General features: G+C 62.8%; 16 protein-coding genes. 11 read left to right on the top strand and 5 right to left on the bottom strand.

Annotated elements, in window-relative coordinates:
* The first annotated feature begins 54 nt into the window (after nt 1-54).
* From PQR27_RS00940 to PQR27_RS00910, 7 genes are all read left to right on the top strand, one after another.
* Nucleotides 55-1,935, top strand: coding sequence for an EAL domain-containing protein (locus PQR27_RS00940; RefSeq protein WP_408521865.1), 1,881 nt, complete (start codon nt 55-57; stop codon nt 1,933-1,935).
* Between the two features lie 194 nt (nt 1,936-2,129).
* Nucleotides 2,130-3,116 carry a LacI family DNA-binding transcriptional regulator gene (locus PQR27_RS00935; protein WP_408521864.1) on the top strand — a complete coding sequence of 329 codons (987 nt, stop codon included), beginning with the start codon at nt 2,130-2,132 and terminating at the stop codon, nt 3,114-3,116.
* Entirely contained in the window at nt 3,113-4,390 is a 1,278-nt protein-coding gene (locus tag PQR27_RS00930; RefSeq protein ID WP_408521863.1) for an AGE family epimerase/isomerase, read from the top strand. The genes PQR27_RS00935 and PQR27_RS00930 overlap by 4 nt, the downstream gene beginning before the upstream one ends.
* Before the next feature lie 5 nt (nt 4,391-4,395).
* Nucleotides 4,396-5,304, top strand: a complete 909-nt coding sequence (locus PQR27_RS00925; protein WP_408521862.1) for a carbohydrate kinase family protein — start codon at nt 4,396-4,398, stop codon at nt 5,302-5,304.
* Nucleotides 5,305-6,075: 771 nt separating this feature from the next.
* On the top strand, nt 6,076-6,306 hold the full coding sequence (locus tag PQR27_RS00920; RefSeq protein WP_408521861.1) for a hypothetical protein: 231 nt from the start codon (nt 6,076-6,078) through the stop codon (nt 6,304-6,306).
* A 61-nt stretch (nt 6,307-6,367) separates the two neighbouring features.
* Entirely contained in the window at nt 6,368-6,613 is a 246-nt protein-coding gene (locus PQR27_RS00915; RefSeq protein ID WP_408521860.1) for a hypothetical protein, read from the top strand.
* 197 nt (nt 6,614-6,810) lie between these two features.
* Nucleotides 6,811-7,779, top strand: a complete 969-nt coding sequence (locus PQR27_RS00910) for an ion channel (RefSeq protein ID WP_408521859.1) — start codon at nt 6,811-6,813, stop codon at nt 7,777-7,779.
* Between the two features lie 57 nt (nt 7,780-7,836).
* Here the strand turns inward: PQR27_RS00910 and PQR27_RS00905 are convergent, their stop codons facing one another.
* On the bottom strand, nt 7,837-8,943 hold the full coding sequence (locus PQR27_RS00905) for a porin (RefSeq protein WP_408521858.1): 1,107 nt from the start codon (nt 8,941-8,943) through the stop codon (nt 7,837-7,839).
* Between the two features lie 400 nt (nt 8,944-9,343).
* On the opposite strand from PQR27_RS00905, the gene PQR27_RS00900 reads away from it, so the two are divergent.
* The 4 genes from PQR27_RS00900 to PQR27_RS00885 all read left to right on the top strand — a co-directional run bounded on the left by PQR27_RS00900 (nt 9,344) and on the right by PQR27_RS00885 (nt 16,488).
* The gene (locus tag PQR27_RS00900) at nt 9,344-10,240 is read left to right on the top strand and encodes an N-formylglutamate amidohydrolase (RefSeq protein ID WP_408521857.1); all 897 of its coding nucleotides are present in this window, start codon (nt 9,344-9,346) and stop codon (nt 10,238-10,240) included.
* A gap of 10 nt (nt 10,241-10,250) precedes the next feature.
* Entirely contained in the window at nt 10,251-11,021 is a 771-nt protein-coding gene (locus PQR27_RS00895; RefSeq protein WP_408521856.1) for an IclR family transcriptional regulator, read from the top strand.
* A 109-nt stretch (nt 11,022-11,130) separates the two neighbouring features.
* On the top strand, nt 11,131-12,606 hold the full coding sequence (locus PQR27_RS00890) for a YfcC family protein (protein WP_408521855.1): 1,476 nt from the start codon (nt 11,131-11,133) through the stop codon (nt 12,604-12,606).
* 294 nt (nt 12,607-12,900) lie between these two features.
* Nucleotides 12,901-16,488 carry an indolepyruvate ferredoxin oxidoreductase family protein gene (locus PQR27_RS00885; RefSeq protein WP_408521854.1) on the top strand — a complete coding sequence of 1,196 codons (3,588 nt, stop codon included), beginning with the start codon at nt 12,901-12,903 and terminating at the stop codon, nt 16,486-16,488.
* A 72-nt stretch (nt 16,489-16,560) separates the two neighbouring features.
* On the opposite strand, the gene PQR27_RS00880 is transcribed toward PQR27_RS00885, so the two are convergent.
* The 4 genes from PQR27_RS00880 to PQR27_RS00865 all read right to left on the bottom strand — a co-directional run bounded on the left by PQR27_RS00880 (nt 16,561) and on the right by PQR27_RS00865 (nt 22,551).
* Nucleotides 16,561-17,256 (bottom strand): copper homeostasis protein CutC, encoded by a 696-nt coding sequence (locus PQR27_RS00880; protein WP_408521853.1) that lies wholly within the window; start codon nt 17,254-17,256, stop codon nt 16,561-16,563.
* A 35-nt stretch (nt 17,257-17,291) separates the two neighbouring features.
* Complete coding sequence (locus tag PQR27_RS00875) at nt 17,292-18,569, bottom strand: sensor domain-containing phosphodiesterase (RefSeq protein WP_408521852.1); 1,278 nt, start codon at nt 18,567-18,569, stop codon at nt 17,292-17,294.
* 966 nt (nt 18,570-19,535) lie between these two features.
* Nucleotides 19,536-20,843 (bottom strand): solute carrier family 23 protein, encoded by a 1,308-nt coding sequence (locus tag PQR27_RS00870; protein WP_408521851.1) that lies wholly within the window; start codon nt 20,841-20,843, stop codon nt 19,536-19,538.
* A gap of 142 nt (nt 20,844-20,985) precedes the next feature.
* On the bottom strand, nt 20,986-22,551 hold the full coding sequence (locus PQR27_RS00865) for a methyl-accepting chemotaxis protein (protein ID WP_408521850.1): 1,566 nt from the start codon (nt 22,549-22,551) through the stop codon (nt 20,986-20,988).
* Nucleotides 22,552-22,857: the final 306 nt, after the last annotated feature.

Raw genomic sequence — 22,857 nt, 5'->3', positions numbered from 1 at the left:
ATCCTGCACAGGCCGCGCCGATAAGCCGAAGGTCGATCGCTACGCCTACCTGCCATGCAACTCCACTCGCCCTCCCAATCCGCTGCGCCGCGCATCGAGGAGTTGATCGCCCGGCGTAATCTGTCCGCCGTGTTTCAGCCGATCATCGATTTCGAAGACGGCGCGATCCTGGGCTACGAAGGCCTGATCCGCGGCCCGGCCGGCACGCCGCTCGAAGCGCCGTTCGCCCTGTTCTCGCAGGCGCTCGCCGAGGGCTGCACGATCGCGCTCGAACGCGCCGCGGCGCGCACCTGCATCGAGGCGTTTGCGAGGCTGAACGTCGACGGCAAGCTGTTCCTCAATTTCAGTGCGGGCGCGATCCGCCAGCTGGCCGAAGCACCTCGCGAGACGCTCGCGTTGCTGCGCCATTGCGGCGTCGACGCGCAACGGATCGTGATCGAGTTGACCGAACAAAGCACGATTCCGGACGTCGGCAACTTCCTGCCGGTGATTACGGCGTTGCGCACGGTCGGCGCCCAATTCGCGCTCGACGATTACGGCACCGCGAATGCCAGCATGAATCTGTGGGTACGGCTGCAGCCGGATGTGGTGAAGATCGACCGCTTCTTCATCCACGACATCGCCAGCGATCCGCTCAAGTTCGAAGCCGTGCGCGCGATGCAGCACTTCGCCAACGCCAGCGGCGCGCGGCTGGTGGCCGAAGGTATCGAGAACGAAGCCGATCTGATCGTGGTGCGCGACATGGGGATCGGCTGCGGGCAAGGCTATTTCTTCGGCCGGCCGAACGCCCAGCCGGCGCGGCGCGTCGCCGACGACGCCCGTGACGCCCTGCGCGCCGGCCACATCGCCGTGTTTCCGGAGACGACCCGCACGGTGAGCAGTGCTTCGCCGTCGGGCGGCATGGCGTCCGCGAAAATGCTGGTGCATGCGCCCGCGCTGCCGCGTCACGCGACCAACAACGACGTGCTCGAACTGTTCAACCGCCTGCCCGATCTGCACGCGGTGGCGGTGGTCGAACATCACGAGCCGGTCGCGCTGATCAACCGGCGCAGTTTCATGGACCGCTACGCGCTGCCGTACCATCGCGAGCTGTTCGGCAAGCGACCATGCCTGCTGTTTGCAAACGCATCGCCGGTGATCATCGAAAAATCGATGACCGTCGAGCAGATGGCCAAGCTCCTCGCGAGCGATGACCAGCGCTATCTCGCCGATGGCTTCGTGATCACCGACAACGGCAAGTACGCCGGCCTCGGCACCGGCGAGAACCTCGTGCGCGCGGTAACCGAGGTGCGCATCGAGGCCGCGCGCTACGCGAACCCGCTGACCTTCCTGCCGGGCAACATTCCGATCAGTTCGCACATTGCCCGCCTGCTCGGCAACAACGCCGGCTTTTACGCCTGTTACGTCGACCTGAATCATTTCAAGCCCTTCAACGACCAGTACGGCTACTGGCAAGGCGACGAGGTGTTGAAATTCGCCGCCGCCGTGCTCGCCGACGTATGCGACCCGACCCGCGACTTTCTGGGCCACGTCGGCGGCGACGACTTTCTGATCCTGTTCCAGAGCGACGACTGGCAGGAGCGCGTGCTACGTGCGATCCACGTGTTCAACGAGGGCGCCCAGCGGTTTTATGCGCCGGCCGACCGGCTGACTGGCGGCATCCACGGAGAAGACCGGCGCGGCAATCCGACCTTTTTCGGCTTCGTGACGATGGCGATCGGCTGCGTGCGCGTGGAGTCGGACGGCGGCCCGTCGCTGTATGGCAGCGACGAAATTGCGTCCGTCGCGGCGCTGGCAAAGCGGCGCGCGAAGCACGAGGTCAGTGGCTTCACATTGATCGACGCGGACGAAAGCGTTGCGCTGCTGCGCGGACAAGCCGAAATGGCTCAAGCCGAAGTGATTCCAGCCGAAACGGCGCACGTCGCATTCGACTAGCCAGCGGGCACGACGGCCAGATTACGACCCTGTTTAGCATTTTTTACTAAACAGCATATTTCGGGCCAACGTCAACATATACGGGTATTTCCGGGTGTTGATCGCGCCGCTGCTGGGCTGTTTTGGTCCGGTTTTACTATACAATCGCCCGAACTCAAACACCGTCGGTTGCGTGACTGCGGCCGCTTCATTCGATGGCCACAACCATCCGGGACGTCGCCCGCGCGGCCAGCGTGTCGATTGGCACCGTCTCTCGTGCATTGAAGAACCAGCCTGGCCTTTCCGAGGCCACCCGCGTTCGCGTTGTGGAAGCCGCGCGGCGGCTCGGCTATGACGCCGGCCAGTTGCGCCCACGCATCCGCCGCCTCACCTTTCTGTTGCACCGTCAGCACAACAACTTCGCGGTCAGCCCGTTCTTTTCGCATGTGCTGCACGGCGTGGAAGACGCCTGCCGCGAACGGGGCATCGTGCCTTCCGTGCTGACGGCGGGCCCGACTGAAGACGTGATCCAGCAGATGCGTCTGCATGCCCCGGATGCGGTGGCGATCGCCGGCTTCGTCGAGCCCGAGACGCTCACCATGCTCGTTGCCATGCAGCGCCCGCTCGTGCTGATCGACCTGTGGGCGCCCGGCCTGCGCTCGGTGAATCTCGACAACGCCGCGGGCGCCACGCTTGCCATGCGACATCTGTTCGAGCAGAAGCGCAAGCGGATCGCGTTCATTGGCGGGTCGCTCGCGCACTTCAGCATCGCGCAGCGCGCGCTTGGCTACCGGCGCGCGTTCTTCGAGGCGGGTCTGCTGTTCGATCCCTCGCTGGAAGTCACCATCGACGCCGGCCTCGACCCCGATAGCGGCGCCGCCCGTGCGATGCATCAGTTGCTCGACGCGCCCGGTCCGCGCCTCGACGCGGTATTTGCCTACAACGACGCCGCCGCGCTCGCCGCGCTGCGCGCGTGCCTTGCGCGCGGCCTGCGCGTGCCCGAAGACATCGCGATCATCGGCTTCGACGACATTCCCGCCGCCGCCCATGCCACGCCGCCGCTGTCGACCATTTCAGTCGACAAGGAAGCGCTCGGCCGGCGCGGCGTCGAGCTGCTACTTGAAGACGCACCTACCGAACTCGAAGTCCGCTTGCCCGTCCATCTCATTGCCCGTGCCAGTACTTTGGTGAAAACGCCATGACGCAATCCGATCCGCTTCACCCCTCCAACGGCGCTGCCGCCGCGGTGCCGCCTGTCGACAGCTTCCGCAGCCGCGAATTTCTGCTTTCGCATGTGCAGGACACCTTGCGCTTTTACGCGCCGAACGTGTTCGATCCGAGCGGCGGCTTCTTCCATTTCTTCCGCGACGACGGTTCGGTCTACGACAGGACCACGCGGCATCTGGTGAGCAGTTGCCGCTACGTCTTCAACTACGCGATGGCGTACCGCGAGTTCGGCGATCCGCAGCATCTCGAGTACGCGCGCCATGGCTTGCAGTTCCTGCGTGAAGCACACTGGGATGCACAGCATCAGGGCTACGACTGGGAACTCGAGTGGCGCGACGGCAGGAAGCGCACGCTCGACGCAACGCGCCACTGCTACGGCCTCGCGTTCGTGCTGCTTGCGTATTCGCACGCGGCGATGGCCGGCATCGAAGAAGCGAAGCCGATGATCGGCGCGACCTTCGAGTTGATGGAGCATCGCTTCTGGGACGCCGCCGCCGGTCTCTATGCCGACGAAGCAACGCCCGACTGGCGCGTCAGTTCGTATCGCGGCCAGAACGCGAACATGCATACCACCGAGGCGCTGCTCGCCGCACATGAGGCGACTGGCCACCTCGTCTATCTCGATCGCGCGGAGCGGGTGGCATCGAACATCACGCTGCGTCAGGCCAAGCTGTCGCAAGACCTCGTCTGGGAGCATTTTCACGCCGACTGGTCGGTTGACTGGCACTACAACGAAGAAGACAGTTCGAACATTTTCCGCCCGTGGGGTTTCCAGCCGGGTCACCAGACCGAGTGGGCGAAGCTGCTGCTGATCCTCGAGCGCTTCCGCCCGTTGCCGTGGCTGCTGCCACGCGCGATCGAGCTATTCGACGCCGCCATGACCCACGCGTGGGACGAAGACCACGGCGGCCTGTACTACGGCTTTGGCCCTGACGGTACTGTGTGCGACCACGACAAGTATTTCTGGGTGCAGGCTGAAACGTTCGCCACTGCCGCGTTGCTCGGCGAGCGCACAGGCAACGAGCGCTTCTGGGATTGGTACGACGAGATCTGGCGTTACAGCTGGGCCCATTTCGTCGATCACAAATATGGCGCGTGGTATCGCATTCTCACGTGTGACAACCGCAAGTACAGCGACGAAAAGAGTCCGGCCGGCAAGACCGACTATCACACGATGGGCGCGTGCTACGAAGTGCTGGCGCACGCGCTGCCTTCCGGCGCGGCTGCTGCGTCTGAATCCGTGGAGTGAACATCATGAGCGCGAACACTGAATTCCCCCTTTTCATCTCCGCCGGCGACATCCTCACCGACCTTGTGCGGACTGGCGCATCGCAATGGCTTTCGCGCCCGGGCGGCGCCGGCTGGAACGTCGCGCGCTGCGTGGCGCGGCTTGGATTGCCGACCGCGTGCGCCGGCTCGCTGGGCGTCGATAACTTTTCCGACGAGATCTGGAGCGCGAGCGTGGCCGCGGGTCTCGACATGCGCTTCATGCAGCGTGTGGAGCGTCCGCCGTTGCTGGCGATCGTTCACCAGACGCATCCGCCTGCGTATTTTTTCATGGGTGAGAACGGGGCTGATCTCGCGTTCGATCCGGCGCGCTTGCCGGCGGGCTGGATCGACCAGGTGAAGTGGGCGCATTTTGGTTGTATCAGTCTTGTGCGTCAGCCGTTGGGCAACACGCTTGCGGCGTTGGCCGCTCAATTGCGTTCGCGCGGTGTGAAGATCAGTTTTGATCCGAACTACCGGAATCTGATGGAACACGGGTACGAGCCGACCTTACGGAAGATGGCTGCGCTGGCGGATCTGATCAAGGTATCGGATGAGGATTTGCGGCTGCTGTTCAAGACTGACGATGAGGTTGGCGCGCTGGCGCAATTGCAGGCTATGAATCCTGAAGCGACTGTCATGGTGACCCGCGGGCCTGAATCCGCGATGCTGATCGATGGCGCCATGGTAGTTGAGGCTCGGCCGCCTCGGGTTGAGGTGGTGGACACCGTTGGTGCTGGGGATGCTTCTATTGGGGGCTTGCTGTTTAGTTTGATGACTGCTCCGCAGAGGGGGTGGTCAGAGCATCTGGCGTTTGCTTTGGCCGCTGGCGCGGCGGCTTGTCGGCATGCTGGGGCGCATGCGCCTTCTTTGGATGAAGTCGTGGCTTTGTTGTAGGTTCCTTTTTTGCCTTTGGCGGCGGCATTATTGCTGTATGCCTACGGCGGTGGTTGTTTCTGTTCTTGTTGGTTTATTAGCGTTCCCCCTGTGCGGGGGGGCACCTACTTTTCTTTGCCGGCCGCAAAGAAAAGTAGGCAAAAGAAAGCGGCTCCAACCGCCAATTCTTAAGCGGGCCCCCTGGCTCGGAGGGGATCGTGGCTCCGTAGAGATTGAGTCTGCGCACCTGCCTGCCTGAGTGACCAGGCCGTCATGCTTCCGGCGGCGCTGCGCGCGCCGGGGCGGTACTTCACAAAACCAATTGGTGTTTTCGGCGCCTCGCCCGAGGCGAAGCCGATGGCCCCCGCTCACGCGCAACCAAAGCGCCCGGTTTCCCTGGTGGACCCGTCCGCGACGCACGCAGTGCGGAGTGGGAGCGGATGACGGCTGTGTCACTGGCGGTGATTGACCGCGGCGTGATCCGTTAATCGGACCACCAGCCCCTCCAAGCCAGGGGACCCACTTAAATGTTGGCGGTTTGAGCCGCTTTCTTTTGCCTACTTTTCTTTGCGGCCGGCAAAGAAAAGTAGGTGCCTGCCCCGCACAGGGGCGACGCCAATAGACCAATAAGAATGCAAGGAAAGGCCAACGCCCTAGGCGAACAGACCAACAAGCAAACAAGGAAAGGCCAACGCCGCAGGCACAACGAAATGCCGCCGCCAAAGGCAAAAAACCAAACCTTCCCCATCGTGCTACGATAAAAAAAACCACCCCCCGGGAAGGAGCCAAATCATGGAGGACATCACCTACACGAAAGGCATCTACACAGCCACCGCATCGGTCCGCGAAGTAGAAAAAGACCAATTCCAGGGCGTGGTAACCCTCTCCCGCGATGAAGGCGACGCAACCGCCGACCCGGAAACCACGGTCTATGAAGTAGACACCACCTCATCCACGCCAGAGGAAGCATTCGAGGAAGCCAAAGCCCTCGCCCACCGCATCCTCGGCGAAATCGAACTCTAGGCAGCCTGGCGCCGCGCCCACCGCACTGCGCCCACCATGAACCCACCGGCTGGAGGCGATCATGACCGAACAGCTCTTCCTCTACGGCGTGTACTCGATTCACGTCCGCCCACTCGAACTGAACGGCGCACGCTGGGACGCGGAATACGAAATCCGGCAGCGTGAAAAAGCGGTCAAACCCTGGACCACCATCGGCGGCGATAACGGCTATGCCGACGAAGCCGAGGCAGTCGCCGCCGCGCATCAACAAGCAATCGACGACATCGAACACGGCGCCGGCATTCCAAAGCCAAAGGCCTTTCCGTAAGCCCCAGGCAAGCGCCTTTCATCGGTACACGCGCGTCAGGCGAGCGCGCCGCACCCGCCTCCCAAAGACGCTCGTCCAAAGCACCGCGCGCGCCGTGCAGGCGCCGCTTTTGCCCCCCGCGCGGCACGCTGAAAATCGACTTCCGCGCGCCAGCCGGCATGCTACGCTTTGCGCGTTTTCATCCCCACGGATACGCGATGGCCACTGAACCGTCAGACGGTTTTTCCAGCATCGGCGACGCGGAAACCCGTGCGTCGAAACGGCGTCCGCGCGGCAGCCGCGAAATGCGCCTGGACGATCGCGTCGTCATCGCCCACGGCCTGCCGGTGCCGGTCTGGCAAGACCTCTATCACCGCGCACTGATGGTGCGGTGGCCCGTGTTCTTTGTGTCGCTCGGCATTCTGTTCCTGCTGCTCAACACCACGTTCGCCACGCTCTACATGCTCGGCACCGCGCCGATCGCCAACCAGTTTCCGCCGGGCTTCAGCGGCGCGTTTTTCTTCAGCGTCGAAACACTCGCCACGGTCGGCTACGGCGACATGCATCCGCAAACCGTCTACGCGCACTGGATCGCGACGCTGGAAATTTTTATCGGCATGTCCAGCATCGCGTTGGCAACCGGGCTCATCTTCGCGCGCTTTTCACTGCCGCACGCCAAGATCATGTTCGCCCGCTACGCGATCGTGCGGCCGCTCGAAGGCCGCATGACGCTGGTGGTGCGTGCCGCGAACGCCCGTCAGAATGTCATCGCCGAAGCACGCGCAAAGCTGCGAATCATGCGGCTGGAAACCACCACTGAAGGCTTTACGCTGCGCAAGCTCTACGATCTCACCCTGGTGCGCGACCAACACCCGGTGTTCAAGCTCGGCTGGAGCCTGATGCATGTCATCGACGAAGCCAGCCCGCTCTTCGGCGAAACCGCCGAAACACTCAAGGCAAGCGACGCATCGCTGCTGATCACGATCGAAGGGGTCGATGAATCGACTTCGCAGACCATGCAGGCGCGCCACCTCTGGAGCTGCGATCGGATCCGCTGGCAACATCGCTACGTCGACATCATGCGCGAAGAAAACGGCGTGAGTCATATCGACTATTCGCATTTCGACGAAGTCGTCCCCCTTGACCCGCCGCCCGCCGCGACCGTCGCCAAAGCGCCGACGCCATAGACCGCGCAGCCAGTTCGAGCGTGCGAATCGCTGAGGACACGCGCCGCCCTCGCGCGCTCAGAACTTGTGGCGAATCCCCACCACGCCCACCACTTGCGTGTCGGTGCTCGACGGGTTGCTAATCCCCTCGATCGCCGCCACGGCATTCGACGACGAGCGCTGGTAGATCGCGTTCACATACACATCGGTGCGCTTGGACAGGAAGTACTGCAGGCCCGCGCTGGTCTGCAGGTAATGCAGGCTCGGATTTCCACTGTGCGTCGTATGAACCTGCGTGTACGTCTCGCCGATCGCAAAGGCCAGCGCCGGCGTGAAGCGGTAACGGAAGCTGCCTTCGTAATTGTTGAAGCGCTGCGACGCGCCCGTCTGCAGATTGAATAGCGACGTGGTGTAGAGCAGGCCGAAGGTCGCGTTGCCGAGGTCGTAAGTGCCTGCCGCGCCCCAGATCTGCTGCTTCGTAATGCCCTTCAGGAAGGTGTAATAGTTGTCCGACGGAATCGCGCCGGTTGTGTCGAGCGCCGGATTATCGAGGACCACGTAGGCAACGCCGAGGTGCAACGGCCCTTGCGCATAGGTACCGCCAACGCTCCAGGTGCGGTTCTGCGCGAAGTTGGTCGCGTTGGAGAAACCGTACATGGCGTTGCCCTGGAATCCGGCCAGGTTAGGTGTGACGTATTTCACCGAGTTGTCGGTTCGAAACGAGTTGTTCAGATCGTCGGTATCGAACGGATGCAGCGCGTATTGCGTGAGCGAGATGCTCGCACCAATCTGCAACGGCGCGAGTGAATCCTGCGCCGCGTTGTACTGGCGCCCCATGGTGAAGCTCCCCCAGCGCTGGTTCGACAATCCCACCCAGGCCTGGCGCCCAAATATGCGGCCGTTCGCGCTGGCCGTGCCGGTTTCGATGTTAAAGCCGTTCTCGAGTTTGAAAATCGCGCTGGTGCCGCCGCCCAGATCCTCCGTACCCACCATGCCCCAGCGCGTGCCCTGCTCGCTGCCGCCGGTCGCCTGCCAGGTCGAACTGCCCTTCTGGTTGCTCGTGTAGGTAATGCCGGAATCGACGATGCCATACAGCGTCACGCTCGACTGCGCCGCCGCGTTGCCGCACAACACCGCGCCCAGCCCCGCGCCCGCAAGCGCCATCCCTAAACCTTTCCTGTTCATGCTGCGTTTCCCTTGTCGTGAGTGTATGAGCCGGTGCGCCGAAGCCGCGCGATCTCTGATCTTTCAGCTTGCGCGTTTGTTTTATTGAATAAAACATTGGTTTGTTTATTATTCGAAATGCAAAATCCTCTGGTCAAGACTCAGGAAAAATTCTGGTTTGCCCGCATTGACCGGAAGCCGTGACGCTGGGGGTTTTACTGATTAACACGCCGGGAAACCCTGTCCATCAAGGCTTCGAAAATGAAGCGACCGGATAGCAAGGCTTTTAGCGAGTGACTTGACCTGCCATTCCGTTCAGCGTTAAATATTGATATGCCGTTTTATTTATTAAAACACCAAGGACGCTCAACCCGGCAACGACGCCATTTATCGCGCGTCAGCCGCCCGAAAGGAATTTGTTTTGACGCCCGCTAGCAACACTTTTGCCGCCCCTGCCGATGCACCGTTCTTCGTCGCCGAACCTGCGGGGGAACGGCTGCCGATCCTGTTCGACTCGCCGCACAGCGGCATCGCATTGCCGGCCGACTTCGGCACCGCCGCGCCAGTCGCCGCCATTCGCAGTTCGTGGGACGCATTCGTCGACGAACTGTGGGCCGCCGTGCCCGAGCAAGGCGGCGTGTTGCTCGGCGCGCATTTCCCGCGTGCCTACATCGACCCGAATCGCGCGATCACCGACATCGACGAGCAATTGCTCGCCGAGCCGTGGCCCGAGCCGCTGTCGCCGGAGAAATACACGCTGCGCGGCATGGGCCTGATCCGGCGCGACGCGCTGCCGAACGTGCCGATGTATGCGCGCAAGCTGTCGGTGGCCGAAGTGCAGTACCGGATCGACTCGTACTACCGCCCCTATCGCGCGACGTTGAAGAACGCGGCCGAGCGCGCTTACGCGCAGCACGGCGCGTTGTGGCACGTGGACTGCCATTCGATGAAATCACGCGGCAACGAGATGAATGTCGACGCAGGCGCTGCGCGCCCGGATTTCGTGATCAGCGATCGCCTCGGCACCACCGCCGACCCAGCTTTCACGCAATGGGTGGCGGACTATTTCAGCGGTGCCGGCTATCGCGTGCAGGTCAACGAGCCATATCAGGGTGGCGATCTGCTCGTCGCCGTCAGCGATCCGGCACGGCGCCGGCACAGCATCCAGATCGAATTGAATCGCGGGCTTTATATGGACGAAGCCGCGTTCGTCAAACACGCGGGTTTCGACGCGCTCAAACGCAATCTCGACGCCTTTGTCGCCGCGCTCGCCGACTACGTGCGCGCCCAACTTGCCGCGCCGCATCCCTCGCAGTGAAGGAACAACCGTGAACTACATCGTCGATTCCGTGGACAGCGCACTCAAGCTTTTGAGCCACGTTGCTGAACATCCTGGCCTTGGCGTTACTGAACTCGCCAATCAGCTCGGCATCAACAAATCGCGCGCCTACCGGATGCTGTGCACGCTGGAATTGCATCGCTTCGTCGTGCAGGACACGCGCGCCTCGACCTACGCGCTCGGTCCGCAGGCATTCGTGATCGGCGTCGCGGCCGCGCAGCAGAATACGCTCGTCCGCTCCGCACAAAAGCACATGCTCGTGCTCAACCAGGCGATCAATGAGAACGTCGTGCTGCGTGTGCGTGAAGGACTGGAAACGGTATGCGTCGCGCGTTGCGAGACGACGCATGAAATGCGCACGATCGGCGCGGTCGGCAATCGTCGGCCGCTCAACTCGGGCGCGTCCGGCAAGATCCTGCTCGCGTTCGCACCCGATGCGGTCAAGACCGAATACTTCGCGCGTTTGAAGAAGCTGCCGCAGGCGCCGGATCTGATGAAGCTCGTCGACGAACTCGAGGCGATCGCGCGCAAAGGCTACGCCGTCAGCGTGGGCGAGGTGACCGCCGGTGCGGTAGCGGTCTCGGTGCCAGTGCGCGACATGAGCGGCGCCACCGTGGCCGCGCTCAGCGTATCGGGACCGGAAATGCGTATCAGCCGGATCGAGATTCCCGACTACCTCGAACGTTTGCAGGCGTGCAGCCGCATCGTTTCCGCTGAACTCGGCTACACCGCGCCGCAGTCGACCCCGCAACCCGCGTGAGCGCGCCTCGGCGCCGGTGGGCACATTCCGCCCGCCGCGCTCAACCGCCGAGCGCCGATACGCCGCTCGTCACTCCGCGCGCCTCGAATCGCATGACAGGAACTCGCACATGACCACGCTCGCTCCACCCGCGGCCCCAGCCGCCGACGACGACCATCCGCACGGCAGCCGCCCAGGCAGCGACGAAAAGAAGCCCCACGGCAAAATGCTGCATCCGGTGGTGATGATGATCTGGGTCGTTCTCGCCGCCGTGGCGATGACCTATCTGATCGACGCCGGCCGCTTCGAGCGCCACGACAAGCTGGTGGTGCCGGGCACTTATCAGGTCGTGCCGAAGAGCCATAGCCTCGCCACGCTGGTCGCGCCGGGTGTCAGCAAAAGCACGCCTGAGCATGCCGCGCCGGCGAGTCTGGTGTCGGCGTTCGTCGCCGTGCCCAATGGGCTGATCAAGAACGCGCCGCTGATTTTCATGGTGATGTTCGTCGGCGGGATGTTCGGCGTGATGCGCAAGACCGGCGTGGTCGATGCCGGAATCGACCGGCTGCTGCAACTCACCGCCGGCAACGTCTATGTGCTCGCGCCACTGCTGATGCTGATCATCGGTCTCGGCAGCACGCTGCTCGGCTTCATCTCCGAATACCTCGTCATTATTCCGATGGTGATGGTGCTCGCGCGCCGGCTCGGCTTGTCGAACCTGTTCGCCGTTGGTCTCGTGGCGATTGCGGCGAAGGTCGGCTATATCGCTTCCGTGACCAATCCGCTGTCGCTCGCGGTCGCGCAACCGATCGTCGGCGTACCGCTCTTTAGCGGCATCGCGATGCGCATTGGCGTGTTCGTCGTATTCCTGACGCTCGGCATCCTGTATCTGCTGGCCCATGTGCGCCGGAGCGGCTACCGGCTGGCCGCAGCGCGCGCCAGCCTCGACGAACAGCCGCACGCGAAGCTGTCGGGGCGCCACAAGGCGACACTGATCGTGCTGACGATAGCCGCCGCGATGCTGGTGATCGGCACGCGTGAGCTGCATTGGGGCAACGTGGAGTTGTCGGCGTTCTATGTGTTCATCAGCATCGTGACGGCCGCCGTAGGCCGGCTGGACTCGCGCAGCGCCGCTGACGCATTCGTCGACGGTATGAAAGGGATGATTCTGGCGGGCTTGCTGATCGGACTCGCGGCATCCGTCGAACTGATCCTGCAGAACAGCCTGGTACTCGACACGCTGATCGAACATTTCACGCGTCTCGCGCGCGGCCAGTCGGCGGTGTGGGTGGCGAATGGATTGATGGCCGTGCAGATGGTGCTCGACGTGTTCATTCCCTCGGTGTCGGGCAAAGCGGCGGTCAGCATGCCGATCATCGGACCGATCGCGCAGCTGTCGGGCGTGAGCGGCCAGACCTCGGTGCTCGCCTTCGTCCTGGGCGGCGGCTTGACCAACATGGTGACGCCGACTTCCGGGATGCTGCTGGCCTATCTCGCGACCGCTCGTGTCGGCTTCGGCCAGTGGATCCGCTTCATTCTGCCGTTGTTCGTGGTGTTGCTCGTGCTGTCCGGCGGCGCGCTGGCGCTCGCCGTGTGGACGGGATATTGATGCCGAACCGGCGGCGCTACGACAGCCCCGCTGGGCATCCTCGAAAGCTGCAGCGAACCTCACGGTGCGCACCAGGGCATACCCGTATCCCGCTGCCGCGTGGCAGATACATCTCAAAACTTCGTTAAAACGCGCGACCCGTCGCGCACGTTTGCCGTTCGGGTTGCAAAGTAGTAAAAATTCACTCCAATCGGCGCTAAAAAATAGAGTCTCTTTCGCTGCGTCGCCTTTTGTGGTCCCCACCCATGGCGCGCGGATGCAAAACCGCAATCAAAATTGCATGGAGACTCACCCATGACCGCTCGCCTGCCCATCGACGGCACGCCCGCTCTCGCCGACTACAAGCTGTCCGATAACCTCACCGCCACGCGTGGCCGGATCTTCCTGACCGGCACGCAGGCGCTGGTGCGCCTCGCGTTGATGCAACGCGACGTAGACCGCACACACGGAATGAATACTGCCGGCTTCATCAGCGGCTATCGCGGTTCGCCGCTCGGCATGGTCGACCAGCAGTTGTGGAAAGCGCAAAAACTGCTCACGGCGAGCGATATTCGCTTCTTGCCGGCGATCAACGAAGAACTCGGCGGCACGGCTGTGCTCGGCACGCAGCGCGTGGAGTCGGACCCGGAACGTACCGTCGAAGGCGTATTCGCGATGTGGTACGGCAAAGGCCCCGGCGTGGACCGCGCGGGCGATGCGCTGAAGCACGGCAACGCGTACGGCTCGTCGCCGCATGGCGGCGTGCTGGTGGTGGCGGGCGACGATCACGGCTGCGTGTCGTCGTCGATGCCGCATCAGAGCGACTTCGCGCTGATGGCGTGGCATATGCCGGTAGTGAATCCGTCGAACATCGCCGACATGCTCGAATTCGGCCTGTACGGCTGGGCGCTGTCGCGCTTTTCGGGCGCGTGGGTCGGCTACAAGGCGATCTCCGAAACAGTCGAATCGGGCTCGACTGTCGACCTCGATGCGCTGCAAACCGAGTGGGCGATTCCGCAGAATTTCGAAGCTCCGGCGGGCGGCCTGCATAATCGCTGGCCCGACCTGCCGAGTCTGACAATCGAATCGCGGATGCACGCCAAGCTCGACGCGGTGCGCCATTTCGCGCGCACCAACAGCATCGACAAATGGATCGCGCCGAGCCCGCATGCGAACGTCGGGATCGTCACGTGTGGCAAGGCGCATCTGGATTTGATGGAAACACTGCGCCGCCTCGATCTGACGGTCGCCGATCTGGAAGCGGCCGGCGTGCGGATCTACAAGGTCGGCTTGTCGTTCCCACTGGAAATGACGCGCATCGATGCGTTTGTGTCGGGTTTGTCGGAGGTGCTGGTGATCGAGGAGAAAGGCCCGGTCATCGAGCAGCAGATCAAGGACTATCTCTACAACCGTACGCAAGGCACGCGTCCGGTTGTGGTCGGCAAGAATGCTGAAGACGGCACGATGCTGCTGTCGTCACTAGGTGAATTGCGGCCGTCACGCATTTTGCCGGTGTTTGCGAACTGGCTCGCGAAACACAAACCGGCACTCGATCGACGCGAACGCGTGGTCGATCTGGTCGCACCGCAAATCCTCTCGAATGCCGCGGACAGCGTGAAGCGCACGCCGTATTTCTGTTCGGGCTGCCCGCACAATACGTCGACCAAAGTGCCGGACGGTTCGATCGCGCATGCGGGGATCGGCTGCCACTTCATGGCGTCGTGGATGGAGCGCGACACCACGGGTCTGATCCAGATGGGCGGTGAAGGAGTCGACTGGGCCTCGCACTCGATGTTCACGAAAACGCGCCACGTCTTCCAGAATCTCGGCGACGGCACCTACTTCCATTCCGGCATTCTCGCAATCCGCCAGGCGGTCGCGGCGAAAGCCACCATCACCTACAAGATTCTCTATAACGATGCAGTCGCGATGACGGGCGGCCAGCCGGTCGACGGCAGCATTTCGGTGCCGCAGATCGCGCGGCAGGTGGAAGCCGAAGGCGTGTCGCGTTTCGTCGTGGTGAGCGACGAGCCGGAAAAATACGACGGCCATCACGACGTGTTTCCGAAGGGCACGACCTTCCACCATCGCAGCGAAATGGACACGGTGCAACGCGAGTTGCGTGATACCGATGGCGTGACCGTGCTGATCTACGACCAGACCTGTGCGGCGGAAAAACGGCGTCGCCGGAAAAAAGGCGAGTTTCCCGATCCGGACAAGCGTCTGTTCATCAACGAAGAAGTCTGCGAAGGCTGCGGCGATTGCGGCGTGCAATCGAATTGCCTGTCGGTCGAGCCGGTTGAAACCGTCTTGGGCCGCAAGCGCCGCATCGATCAGTCGTCATGTAATAAAGACTACTCGTGCGTGAACGGCTTCTGCCCGAGTTTCGTCACCGTGGAAGGCGGCAAGCTGAAGAAAGCCGCGGGCGCCGCATTCGATCCGGCGGCGCTGGCAGCACGCGTCGATGCATTGCCGGTTCCCGCGACCCATCTCGATGCCGCGCCGTACGACATCCTGGTGACGGGTGTCGGCGGCACAGGCGTCGTGACGGTGGGTGCGTTGATCAGCATGGCTGCGCATCTGGAAGGCAAGAGCGCGTCGGTGCTCGACTTCATGGGCTTTGCGCAGAAGGGCGGCTCGGTGCTGTCGTTCGTACGCTTTGCCGCACGCGACGAATGGCTCAATCAGGTACGTATCGACACACAACAGGCCGACGTGCTGCTCGCCTGCGACATGGTGGTCGGTGCGAGCGCCGACGCGCTGCAAACGGTGCGTCACGGCCGCACGCGCATCGTCGTCAACACGCACGCCATTCCGAACGCGACCTTCGTGACGAATCCGGACGCAACGCTGCACGCCGACGCATTGCTCGACAAGATGCGTCACGCGGCAGGACCGGAGCGCATGTCGACTTGCGATGCACAAGCGCTCGCGACGCGCTTTCTCGGCGACACCATCGGCGCGAACATCCTGATGCTGGGCTACGCGTGGCAGCTCGGTCTCGTGCCGGTGTCGTTCGCCGCGATGATGCGTGCGATCGAATTGAACAACGTGGCGGTGCAGATGAACCAGCTGGCGTTTTCGATCGGCCGTCTGGCCGCTGAAGATCCGGCTGCGCTTGAATCGCTGTGGCAAGCCCGTCATCTGGCGAAGCAGGCCGTGCGCGTCGATACGCTCGACGAGTTGATCGCGCATCGCGAGGGTCGTCTGCACATTTACGGTGGCGCAAGTTATGTGAAGCGTTATCGCGCGCTGGTCGATGCGGCACGTCGCGCTGAAACCGCGGCCGATGCAAAGAGCGAGCGCCTCACACGCGCGGTGGCGACGACGTTCTATCGCCTGCTGGCGGTGAAGGACGAATACGAAGTGGCGCGGCTTCATACAGACAGCGCATTCCGTGAAGCACTCGAAGCGCAATTCGAAGGCGTGGCGGGCAAGGACTTCGGCATCAAGTTCAACCTCGCGCCGCCGACGCTCACACGTCCGCAACCTGGCGTCAACCCGACCAAGAAGACCTTCGGTCAATGGATGTGGCCCGTGCTGGGCGTAATGGCGAAGTTCAGCCGCCTGCGCGGCACGATGCTCGATCCGTTCGGCCGCACGCTCGAACGCAAGATGGAGCGCGAACTCTCCGGCGACTACGAAACCACGCTGCAACGCGCCTTCGCGAAACTCAACGTCGACAATCTCGAAGACGTCGCGAAGCTCGCCGACCTGCATGCTCGTGTGCGCGGTTACGGTCACGTGAAGCTCGCGAATCTGGCGGGCGTGAAGCGCGGTGAGCGTGATCTCGCTGCGCGCCTGCAGATCGAAGCGGCGACGGGTGCGTCGGTGAAGCAATCGCTGGAAGAAGTGAAGGGTGCCGGGCAGTTGCGCGGCATTCCGGTGGTTGTCGCGAAGTAATTTCGCGCGTGCGATGAAGAAGGCCGTTTCGGGATCTCTCCCGAAACGGCCTTTTTTTGTTACGGAATCCGCTTACGCCGCGTCGAGCAGTGTTCTTACGCGCGCCACGCGTTGCGCGTCGACCGGCGTAAGACCCTGGCCGTCGACGCGCACGCCCGAGCCGAAATGCACCGCTTCGACATGCGTCGCCCGCATGAAATCGGCCACGGCGTCGATGGTCAAACCCGCGCCCGCCAGCACCGTGCAATGCGAACCGGACGCTTGCTGCACCAATGCCCGAATCGTCCCCTGCGCCTGCAACACGGATGGTTTGCCGCCCGAGGTCAGCACGTTCGTCACCGCCTCGAAACCGAGCAGCACGTCGAGCGCTTTATGCAAATCACGCGTTTCATCGAACGCACGATGGAACGTGATCGCCAGACCGTCCGCTGCATCGATCGCGCGTGCGAGTCCGTCACGATCGATCTCGCCTGCTGGCGTCAACATGCCGGTCACGACGCCGTTCGCGCCTGCCGCCTTTATCGCCCGCACGTCGCGCAGCATGACGGCGTAGTCGTCCGTGTCGAACACAAACCCGCGGCTGTGCGGCCGCACGATCACGTTCACCGGAATCCGCACGGCGGCAACCACCGCTTCGATCAGTCCGACGCTCGGCGTCAGCCCGCCCTCGCCCATCGCGGTGATGAGTTCGAGGCGGTCCGCGCCCGCTGCTTCGGCAAGCCGCGCGTCGGCTACGGTCGTGGCAATGACTTCAAGTAGAACGGACATATGAGCGGCTGAGTGTCGTTAAAAACGACATGATGTCAGAACTGCTCTTCGTCGATCCAGTCGATATCGCCGCACAGCACGCACGTCTGCTCACCGACGCGTGTCGCCACCGACAGCGTCACGCATGGCAGCGCCTCGTTAATCGACAGATACGGACGCGTCACATGCACGCGCTCAGGCGTACTGATCGCCGCGCGGAAGTACGGTCGGCGCAGCCAGTTCGCTCCTTGCGCATCCGAAAGCGGCAGAAAGCGCGTTTCGTGGGCCGCGCGATCGGCGCGCAGCACGACGTTGCGGCCGGCCTGCTTGCCGCTCGCGTCGAGCAGGAAGCAGCGCGCGGCGTGATCGAGTGCGAGAAAATTCCAGCACACTTCCTCGAGCGGTTCACCGGCCGCGAGCCGCTCGGCTGCGCGTTCGAACGCCCGCAGATACGGGGCAATACGACTCGCGTCGCGGCGCTCGCGCGCTTCGACCTGGTCGCGGTAACGGTCGGTGACTTCGCTGATGCAGGTTGCCGCGTGCAGCGCGTCGGCAGCACCGGGATTCGGACGGCCGAAGAAAAAACCCTGCACGAAGTCGGCGTCGCAGGCGAGCGCCATCTGCGCTTCATGCTCCGTTTCCACGCCCTCGATCAGCACCAGCTTGCCCGCTTCGTGCAGCAGCGCCACCAGCCCTGGCAGGATCGCCGCCATATCGGCGCGATGCGCGGCGTGCGACAGCATGATGCGGTCGAGCTTCACGATGTCGGGGTTCAACTGCCAGATCCGTTCGACGTTCGAATGGCCCGCGCCGAAGTCGTCGAGCGCGATCAGGAAGCCGCGTTCGCGGAATTGGCGCACAGCGTCGGCGAGACGTTCGAGGTCTTCCGCGCGCTGTTCGAGCACTTCGAGCACGATGCGCCGCGGCGGCAGGTCCAGTCGCCGCAAATTGGCCAGCAGCGCGGCGGACAGATACGGATCGGTGAGTGCACCGGGATGGACATTCAGAAACAGCCATTCGCGCTCGGCGCCGAGTACCTTGAAGTTCTCCAGATGCAGTGTCTGGGCGAGCCGGTCCAGTTGCAGGACGTCGCCCAGACGCGCCGCTTCACCGAATACGTCGAGCGGCGACACGGGCCGATCGAGTGCGTCATGCGCCCGCAGCAGCCCCTCGTAACCCACTGCCCGCATATGCGACAGACTGAAGATAGGTTGAAACACGCTGGTGAGCGTCAGTTCGCCGTGCTGCACTGAAAAACGTTCGAGCCCCGACGTCACTTCGACATCGAAGCCATGCGGCGCGCTGGCCGTTCTTTCGTGTTGCGCAATGGTCATGCAATCCTCTCACGCGAGGCTACGCGGAGGCGAGCAGCTCCGGCGCTAGTTCTCAAAATGTGCGTCATCAGTGTGGCATAAGCAAGGTCCGTGCGCACGGTGGCGCACATTTGAGTGAAATTTGCATGCGGTGGTGCACCTACGGGGGAATTGGTGCGCCGAGCGAGGGCGCGATGTGCACCTTTTCGGTGCGGTGGGTTTGTTTGTTTTGCCTTTGGCGGCGGCATTTCCTGGTCCTTGCCTCTTTGGCCTTTCCTTGTTTTCTTATTGGTCTGTTCGCCTAGGGCGTTGGCCTTTCCTTGCTTGCTTATTGGTCTGTTCGCCTAGGGCGTTGGCCTTTCCTTGCTTGCTTATTGGTCTATTAGCGTTCCCCCTGTGCGGGGGGGCACCTACTTTTCTTTGCCGCCGCAAAGAAAAGTAGGCAAAAGAAAGCGGCTCAAACCGCCAACTCTTAAGTAGATCCCCTGGCTTGGAGGGGCTGGTGGTCCGATTAACGGATCACACCTCGGTCCATAGCGGTCTGTGACACAGCCGTCATCCGTTCCCACTCCGCACTGCGTGCGTCGCGGATGGGTCAACCAGGGAAACCGGGAGCTTCGTTTGCGTGTAGCGGGCGCCATCGGCTTCGCCTCGGCGAGGCGCCGAAAACACCAATTGGTTTTGAGAAGTACCGCCCCGGCGCGCGCAGCGCCGCCGGAAGCATGACGGCCTGGTCACTCAGGCCAGAAGGTGCGGAGGCTCAATCTCTACGGAGCCACGATCCCCTCCAAGCCAGGGGGCCCGCTTAAGAATTGGCGGTTGGAGCCGCTTTCTTTTGCCTACTTTTCTTTGCGGCCGGCAAAGAAAAGTAGGTGCCGCCCCGCACAGGGGCGACGCTAATAGACCAAAAGCAAAAGAAACAGCCAACGCCGTAGGCATAGAGAACAAGGAAAGCCCAACGCCGCAGGCAAACAGCAACCCCAACCCTCAAGCCACCTGCGCCCCAGCAGGCCTCCTCCGCAGAAGGGCATACAGAATGATTGCCCCAAACGTGGCAGTCCCAATCCCCCCAAGCCCAAATCCTCCAAGCTTCAGCGAAAAATCCCCTGCCCCCAACACGAGCGTCACCGCGGCGACAATCAGATTCCGGTTGTCGGAGAAATCCACCTTATTCACGACCCAGATCCGCGCGCCGGTAACGGCGATCAAGCCAAAAACAACAATCGACACCCCGCCAAGCACGGGCCCGGGAATCGTCTGGATCACCGCGCCAAACTTCGGCGAAAAACCCAGCACAAGAGCAATCACCGCAGCAATCACAAACACAAGCGTCGAATAAATCTTGGTCACGGCCATCACGCCAATGTTCTCGGCATACGTCGTCACCCCGGTGCCACCGGCAAAACCAGACACAATCGTCGCGAGCCCGTCGCCGAGAAACGCGCGACCAACATAGCGGTCGAGGTTCTGCCCCGTCATCGCGCTAACGGCCTTGATGTGGCCAAGATTCTCGGCCACCAGAATCACCGCGATCGGCGCAAGCAAGGTCATCGCCTGCACGTTGAAAACCGGCGCCGTAAAGTGCGGCAAACCAAACCACGCAGCGTTCGCCACAATCGCGAAGTCGATCGGCTTACCCATGCCGAGCCCATTCGTGACAATCGCGTAAATCACATACGCCATCAGCAATCCGACCAGAATCAGCAAACGCTGCAGCATGCCGCGCGCAAACACCGCCACGGCGCCGACGCACAACACGGTCACCAGCGCCATCCACGAATCGAAGTTGCTGCCGCTCACGCCATGCACCGCGATCGGCGCCAGGTTCAACCCGATCACGCAGACAATCGCCCCCGTCACAACCGGCGGCATCAGCGTTTCAATCCATCGGGTGCCGACAACTGAAACGATCAGCCCAATGATGGCGTACACCACCCCGCACGCGATGATCCCGCCCAACGCCACTGGGATGTTCATGTTCGGACCATGCCCGCCGTACCCGGTCACTGCGATCACGAGGCCAATGAACGCAAAGCTCGAGCCGAGGTAGCTCGGCACCCGCCCGCCCACCAGCACGAAGAACAGCAGCGTGCCGATGCCCGACATAAAGATGCACAGGTTCGGATCGAAACCCATCAGCAACGGCGCGAGCACGGTCGATCCGAACATCGCGACCACGTGCTGGATGCCCATCGCGAACATCTGCGGCCACGCGAGCCGTTCGTCCGTGCCGACGATGCGGCCCTCGGCAGCACTCGGCTGGGTACGCCAGCGGGGGAAGTAGGAATCGGCCATGGCGGGGGTTCTCCTCTATCGGCGTTTTTGGTGGACGGCGCCGTAAACCAGTACCGTCTATGAATTACGCGCGAGTGTACGGAGTGCCATCTGGCCTGGCAAGGGCGACGCAACGCGCGCCGATCCGGGGGCGGCCGATCGATCAGCCGTGCCGCGCTTCCAGCGAAAACACCGTCACCGCCGCCTGCAACTGCCTCGCCTGGTCGGCCATCGATGCCGCCGCAGCCGCCGCCTGTTCGACCAGCGCCGCGTTCTGCTGGGTCACGTCGTCCATCTGCGCGACCGCGCGGTTCACCTCCTCGATACCGGTGCTTTGCTCCTGCGACGCCGACGAAATCTCGCCCATGATGTCGGTCACGCGTTTAACCGCGTGCGTAACCTCGGCCATTGTCTGACCGGCCCGCTCGGCCAGTTCGGCGCCGCTGCCCACGCGCGCGGTCGAGCGTTCGATCAGTTCCTTGATTTCCTTCGCTGAGATCGCGCTGCGCTGCGCGAGCGAGCGCACTTCGCCCGCCACCACCGCGAAGCCGCGCCCCTGTTCGCCGGCGCGCGCCGCTTCCACCGCCGCGTTCAGCGCGAGGATGTTGGTCTGGAATGCAATCCCTTCGATCACCGCGATGATGTCGGTCATCCGCTTCGATCCGGCAGCCAGTTCGCGCATCGTTTCGACCACGTCGCCAACCAGACTGCTGCCGCGCGCCGCCACTTCCGACGCGCCATGCGCCACGCCGCCCGCCTGCTGCGCGTTCTCGGCGTTCAGCTTCACCGTCGAAGTCAGCTCCTGCATGCTCGACGCGGTCTCCTGCAGCGCTGCGGCCTGCTCTTCGGTGCGTTGCGACAGATCGGTGTTGCCCTGCGCAATCTCGCCGGACGCCATCAGAATCGACTCGCTCGATTCGCTGATGCCCGCGACGATGCCCGCCAACCGCTCACGCATATTGCGCAGTGCGAACAGCATGCTGTGGGTATCGCCGGCACGGGTTTCCACGCGCACGCTCAGGTCGCCATCGGCGATACGGTTGGCAATCTGCATCGCGTAATCCGGTTCGCCACCAAGTTGACGCGACAGGCGGCGGGCAATCACAGCTGCCAGCAGCGTGCCCGCCGCGATGGCGCCCAGCACCAGCGCGAGCATCACGATGCGCATGTGCTGATAGTCGGCGGTGGCTTCCTGCTGGGCTTCGGTGGCCTGCTGACGGCGATAGTCGATCAGCGCCGTAATGCGATCGCGTAGCGCCTCGCTCGACGCAATCGCCCGGCGTACGAGTTCGTTATTGTCCACGCCGGCCGGAATCGGTTCGAGGCCAATCTGCTGATGCACGATGCCCTCCCACACGGCCGACTTGCGCACCACGTCGTCGAACATCTCTTGCCCCTTGCCGGTCTCGATCGTCGCGCGATACTGGTCGTAAGCCGCGTGCATGTCCTTGAGCGACCCGACGATGCCATCCTTAAGCTTTTGACGGCCGGCGTCGTCGGCTGCGTAACCGAGATTCGCGGCAGCAAGATCGGAATCGATCTTGTGGCGGTTCGCCTCTTCCATCCAGTAGAGACCGTTCATGTGCAGATCGCAGATGGCGTTAGTAATGCCATGCATCGATGAGAGCGTCGTCAGTGAAGTTCCGCCGACGACGACGCAGAACCCGATCACTACGGCAAACGCCAGCAGCAGCTTTTTGAATACGGTCATGCGGTCGAACCACTTCATTTCACCATCCTTCGTAAGTCCCGACGGGACGCTCCGTGCGCTACGCCGCAGCGCGAGATTTCGCGGTTTGTCGGATGTGCGGCGGCACTCCCACCTCATTTACGGCGGCGAGCACGGAGACTTGATGCGATAAATGCCGGGCATAACCAGGACAGGATGGTGTAAGGAATGCACGGCGTGCGGGGCCAGATCGGCAGGGCAGATGACGATGAGGAGACGGCCGAACAGGGTGCGTACGCGGCGTCGCGATTGGGAGTTGTCTGATAGGTGCGTAGCGGTCGAACTTTTAAACTTTCTTTGCTGCGT

It is taken from the genome of Paraburkholderia fungorum (assembly GCF_046027215.1).
Classification (GTDB): Bacteria; Pseudomonadota; Gammaproteobacteria; order Burkholderiales; family Burkholderiaceae; genus Paraburkholderia; species Paraburkholderia fungorum_D.
This window is presented reverse-complemented; position numbering and strand designations above follow the sequence as displayed.

Bases quoted from the DNA above. Each gene is read 5' to 3' on its own strand.
- PQR27_RS00940 (WP_408521865.1), top strand. From the start codon at position 55: ATGCAACTCCACTCGCCCTCCCAATCCGCTGCGCCGCGCATCGAGGAG.
- PQR27_RS00935 (WP_408521864.1), top strand. From the start codon at position 2,130: ATGGCCACAACCATCCGGGACGTCGCCCGCGCGGCCAGCGTGTCGATT.
- PQR27_RS00930 (WP_408521863.1), top strand. From the start codon at position 3,113: ATGACGCAATCCGATCCGCTTCACCCCTCCAACGGCGCTGCCGCCGCG.
- PQR27_RS00925 (WP_408521862.1), top strand. From the start codon at position 4,396: ATGAGCGCGAACACTGAATTCCCCCTTTTCATCTCCGCCGGCGACATC.
- PQR27_RS00920 (WP_408521861.1), top strand. From the start codon at position 6,076: ATGGAGGACATCACCTACACGAAAGGCATCTACACAGCCACCGCATCG.
- PQR27_RS00915 (WP_408521860.1), top strand. From the start codon at position 6,368: ATGACCGAACAGCTCTTCCTCTACGGCGTGTACTCGATTCACGTCCGC.
- PQR27_RS00910 (WP_408521859.1), top strand. From the start codon at position 6,811: ATGGCCACTGAACCGTCAGACGGTTTTTCCAGCATCGGCGACGCGGAA.
- PQR27_RS00905 (WP_408521858.1), bottom strand. From the start codon at position 8,943: ATGAACAGGAAAGGTTTAGGGATGGCGCTTGCGGGCGCGGGGCTGGGC.
- PQR27_RS00890 (WP_408521855.1), top strand. From the start codon at position 11,131: ATGACCACGCTCGCTCCACCCGCGGCCCCAGCCGCCGACGACGACCAT.
- PQR27_RS00885 (WP_408521854.1), top strand. From the start codon at position 12,901: ATGACCGCTCGCCTGCCCATCGACGGCACGCCCGCTCTCGCCGACTAC.
- PQR27_RS00880 (WP_408521853.1), bottom strand. From the start codon at position 17,256: ATGTCCGTTCTACTTGAAGTCATTGCCACGACCGTAGCCGACGCGCGG.
- PQR27_RS00875 (WP_408521852.1), bottom strand. From the start codon at position 18,569: ATGACCATTGCGCAACACGAAAGAACGGCCAGCGCGCCGCATGGCTTC.
- PQR27_RS00870 (WP_408521851.1), bottom strand. From the start codon at position 20,843: ATGGCCGATTCCTACTTCCCCCGCTGGCGTACCCAGCCGAGTGCTGCC.
- PQR27_RS00865 (WP_408521850.1), bottom strand. From the start codon at position 22,551: ATGAAGTGGTTCGACCGCATGACCGTATTCAAAAAGCTGCTGCTGGCG.